This window comes from Tardiphaga sp. (assembly GCF_028290785.1).
Taxonomy (GTDB): domain Bacteria; phylum Pseudomonadota; class Alphaproteobacteria; order Rhizobiales; family Xanthobacteraceae; genus Tardiphaga.
In genome coordinates, this window is record NZ_JAQGJD010000316.1 from 1 (window position 1) to 3,569 (window position 3,569).

The following is a 3,569-nucleotide window of genomic DNA, read 5'->3' on the forward strand; positions in this document are numbered from 1 at the left end:
CAATTGCCGAAGTCCGAAGGCGAGGCGAGGGAATGGCAGACCGCCATGCATTGCCTGATCGATGCAGCCGACTTCGGCGGTCCGGTCAGTTTTGCACAGCTCGGCGTGGCGCAGGCGCTGCGTCGCCACAAGAAGGACGTCGATCCCATGCGCAAGCCATCGGAATGGCGCAAGCCGAGCCTCTCCAGATGCGCAAATTGATCGCCTTCGACGACGACACCCTCGACAAGCTGGTGCAACTCGGTCGCGATCGCATGGGCACGTTGCAAGAACTCGCCGACGAGGCATTCGCCGATCTTCTGAAGAAGCACGGCGTGCCGATCGATCTCAAGGACGCGCTGCGCAAGAGCGCGCGCTCGTCGCGCAAAAAATCCACCGCCTCTGTACCATCATCAGCAAGGAAGCGAAGCCATGCCGACAGATCCTTTTGAAGCAGGCGAGCGCGCCGCGCGCGAGAGCATTCCCGCCGAAGCCAATCCCTATCAGGACGGCAGCGAAGAGCATGCGCTATGGAGCGCCGGCCACGAACGCGTCGCCGGCGAAATGGAAGCGAACGAGTCGGAGGGAACGTAACCGTTCCCCGGACGCGCTGCACTGCGCCGCCTGACGATGCGAAGCAGGGGCGGCGTGGTGCGCCGCAGAGCCGGGGTCCCTGTTGTTTTGCGGAAGAAACCGGGATCCCGGATCTGCGGAGCGGCATGAAGAATGCCGCACCGCGTCCGGGACACGGTTATGAGCTGTCCGCGCACTACCCATCACCCGATCTTCTTCAAGCCCTGCTTGAAGCGCGGCCCGTTGGCGGCGTAGAATCGCGCAGCGCTGCTCATGGCGGCGATCTGTTCCGGCGCCAGCGTGCGCACCACCCGCGCCGGCGCGCCGATGATCAGCGAGTTTTCCGGAAACTGCTTGCCCTCGGTGATCACCGAGCCCGCGCCGACCACGCTGTTGCGGCCGATCCGCGCGCCGTTCATCACGATCGAGCCCATCCCGATCAGCGCGCCGTCCTCGATGGTGCAGCCGTGCAGGATCACATTATGGCCGACCGTGCAGTTCTTGCCGATGGTCAGCGGGAAGCCCTTGTCGGTGTGGCAGGTGCAGTTGTCCTGCACATTGGAGCCCTCGCCGATCTCGATCCATTCATTGTCGCCGCGCAACACCGCGCCGAACCACACGCTTGCCGAATCCAGCAAACGAATCTTGCCGATCACCTGCGCGCCATCGGCGATGAAGTAATTTCCGTCGGCCGGAAGATCGGGCGCCTGCCCGTCGAGTTCGTAGATCGCCATGGTGGTGTGTTCTCCTGTGCGGGAGACACTGCCATGGATCGCGCGGTCTAGGCCAGCAGGCCGATCGCCTGCAGCGTCATGACGATGAAGGTGCCCGACATCAGGCTCCAGAAGCCGGCGAGCACGGTGGCCATCATCACGAACTGGATGCGGCGGCCGTGATCGACGCGGCCGAGCAGCGTGTTGCGCATGATGATGAAGGGGGCGGCGAACACCAGGAACGGCACGGCCGCGAGCGCCTTCGGCACCTCGCCACCCTTCAACAGGGAGAATCCGGCGGGCCGCTGCACCAGCGCCTGATAGCCGCTGGCCAGGGTGCCGGCCAGGGCAAAACCGATGCAGAGTTCGAACAGGGAATTGAGCGCATCCGGAGACATCGAGGAACTTTCATGCAGGCGACAACGCACCTGACATCGCAAGATCCGGAACCGCGCGCCACCACATCCCTAACAAAGGGTTAACGGCGCGCGCCGGAACCGCGCCCGGCGCATGACTCGATCACTTGCCCCGCGGTCCGACGCGGCACGGCGTTAACCAAGCGCTGGCATATTTGCGGCTAATCGAACGGTACGCCCCCCGCTTCCCTCCCATTCGCGTGCGCATGTCCCTGCTGTTCCCGACCCACACCCGACCGCGGCACTGGCGTTGCAGCCGTCGCAGCCACGTTGTCCCGATCCTGTTCGGCGGCCTGACCGCGGTGCTGGCGATGGCGGCGGTGGCCTATCTGCTGTGGCCGACCTGGCAGAGCCGCAAGGCGGGCGATCCCGACCGCATTCCGGTCAGCGTCGGCGCCACTCTGTTCAACGTTCCCACCGGCGCCTTCCGCCGCAAGGTGCAGAAACATTCCGGGCCACAGGAGCGCGTCGATCTCAGCTACGTCTATCCGTCGCTGGAGGCGAGCAACGTGCCCCGGCATGTCAGCGTCGAGACTTTCGATGAGAACCAGCAGCCGATCGACCGCATCTTCCTGTCGATCGAGGCGCATCACGACGCGCTGTCGCCGGAGGCGCGGCTGCGTACCATCTATCCGCGCTATGTCGATCAGCTGATGCCGGCGCAGGATGGCCTGACCACGCGGCCGTTCCGCGATGCCTCGCCGTACAGCCGTGAAGACCTGTTTCTCGGCGATGCGCCGGCACTCGCGGCGCGCTGCACGCGTGACGCCGCCACGCCCGGTATGTGCCTGAGCGAACGCCGCATCGGCGGCGCCGACCTGACATTCCGCTTCCCCCGCGCCTGGCTCGAACAATGGCGCGACGTGGGGAATGCGATGAACACGCTGACGATGCAGTTGAGCGGCGTGCGGGGCTGACGCGCCACCCTCTCCGTCCTCATGGTGAGGAGCGCGCCACTTGGCGCGCGTCTCGAACCATGGGCGGTTGGCGCCATCCTTCGAGACCCGGTCGAAGACGACCGCTCCTCAGGATGAGGACGGAGCGTGTAGCGGATAAACGAAAAGCGCTACGGCACATCCTTCGCCGGCAGTACCGGCACCGGCAGCGGTGCGAACTCGATGCTCTGGGACTCGCCACGCATGAAGGCGGAATCCAGCAGCCCGCCGCCGGAGGGATCGCCGCCCGCCTCGCCGCTGGCAAACAATGCGCCCGGCGGCCCGCCCGGCGCGGCCTCCCCCTCGCCGCTGCCGAATTGCGCGGCACGACCGCCCTGCGGATGGCCGGCGGCGATCTCGGTCCGTGCCTTCTCGACCTTGCGCGCCAACGCGGTGGAGTACGGCCTTCGATACGCGCGCGGCACCCCGCTCGGCAGATTGTCGTCATCGAGTTCCTCGACCCACAGGTGGACCACTCCGCGCTCGCCGAGCGCGACGTTGGGCTCGACGCTGCGCACCCACAGCAACTGGAAGCGCGCCGGCAGCGGCTCGTAGGCCGACCAGCCGAGCAGTCCCTGACTACGGAAGAACACCAGCACATAGAACGCGCTGGTCACCACGATTGCGACCGCCTTCAGCGGCCACGGCAATCGCGTTCGCACCACGGCCAGCAGCAACAGCAGCCCGAGCAGCGCGTAGCCGAGCGACAGGCCGATGATGTTGGCTTGCAGGCTCATCGCGTCATCAGCCCTTGCGCTCCCTGTTACGCCGGTTCAGCGTCTGCACGAGCGACGTCTGGTCGTGACTGACCTCGGTGACGTCGCCTGCCTTGTCCAGCACGAAGCGCACCGCGGTTCGCTCCTCGCCGCCGTGATCGAGTTCGATGGTGTCGTAGTGCACCACCAGTACCTTTGGATTCAGCTTCTCGACCTTGACCGTGACCGGCACCGGCT

General features: G+C 65.9%; 6 protein-coding genes and 2 pseudogenes. 4 read left to right on the forward strand and 4 right to left on the reverse strand.

Annotated elements, in window-relative coordinates; all coding sequences use genetic code 11:
* The 3 genes and pseudogenes from JWR89_RS19395 to JWR89_RS19405 all read left to right on the forward strand — a co-directional run.
* A pseudogene (locus JWR89_RS19395) lies at positions 1–201 on the forward strand (hypothetical protein); the annotation flags it as partial.
* Entirely contained in the window at positions 189–431 is a 243-nt protein-coding gene (locus JWR89_RS19400) for a hypothetical protein (protein WP_299719087.1), read from the forward strand. The pseudogene JWR89_RS19395 and the gene JWR89_RS19400, both read left to right, overlap by 13 nt.
* Positions 412–573 (forward strand): hypothetical protein, encoded by a 162-nt coding sequence (locus JWR89_RS19405; RefSeq protein WP_299719089.1) that lies wholly within the window; start codon positions 412–414, stop codon positions 571–573. Before JWR89_RS19400 ends, JWR89_RS19405 begins: the two co-directional genes overlap by 20 nt.
* 182 nt (positions 574–755) lie before the next feature.
* Here JWR89_RS19405 and JWR89_RS19410 read toward each other — a convergent pair whose 3' ends face one another.
* The gene (locus JWR89_RS19410) at positions 756–1,286 is read right to left on the reverse strand and encodes a gamma carbonic anhydrase family protein (protein WP_299719090.1); all 531 of its coding nucleotides are present in this window, start codon (positions 1,284–1,286) and stop codon (positions 756–758) included.
* 47 nt (positions 1,287–1,333) lie between these two features.
* Entirely contained in the window at positions 1,334–1,663 is a 330-nt protein-coding gene (locus JWR89_RS19415) for a hypothetical protein (RefSeq protein ID WP_299719092.1), read from the reverse strand.
* 224 nt (positions 1,664–1,887) lie between these two features.
* Here JWR89_RS19415 and JWR89_RS19420 point away from each other — a divergent pair, with 224 nt between their 5' ends.
* Complete coding sequence (locus tag JWR89_RS19420; protein WP_299719094.1) at positions 1,888–2,598, forward strand: hypothetical protein; 711 nt, start codon at positions 1,888–1,890, stop codon at positions 2,596–2,598.
* A gap of 149 nt (positions 2,599–2,747) precedes the next feature.
* Here JWR89_RS19420 and JWR89_RS19425 read toward each other — a convergent pair whose 3' ends face one another.
* Together JWR89_RS19425 and JWR89_RS19430 are read right to left on the reverse strand one after the other, a co-directional pair.
* Positions 2,748–3,353: a hypothetical protein gene (locus JWR89_RS19425; RefSeq protein WP_299719096.1), complete on the reverse strand. Its 606-nt coding sequence runs from the start codon at positions 3,351–3,353 to the stop codon at positions 2,748–2,750.
* A 7-nt stretch (positions 3,354–3,360) separates the two neighbouring features.
* A pseudogene (locus JWR89_RS19430) lies at positions 3,361–3,569 on the reverse strand (hypothetical protein); the annotation flags it as partial.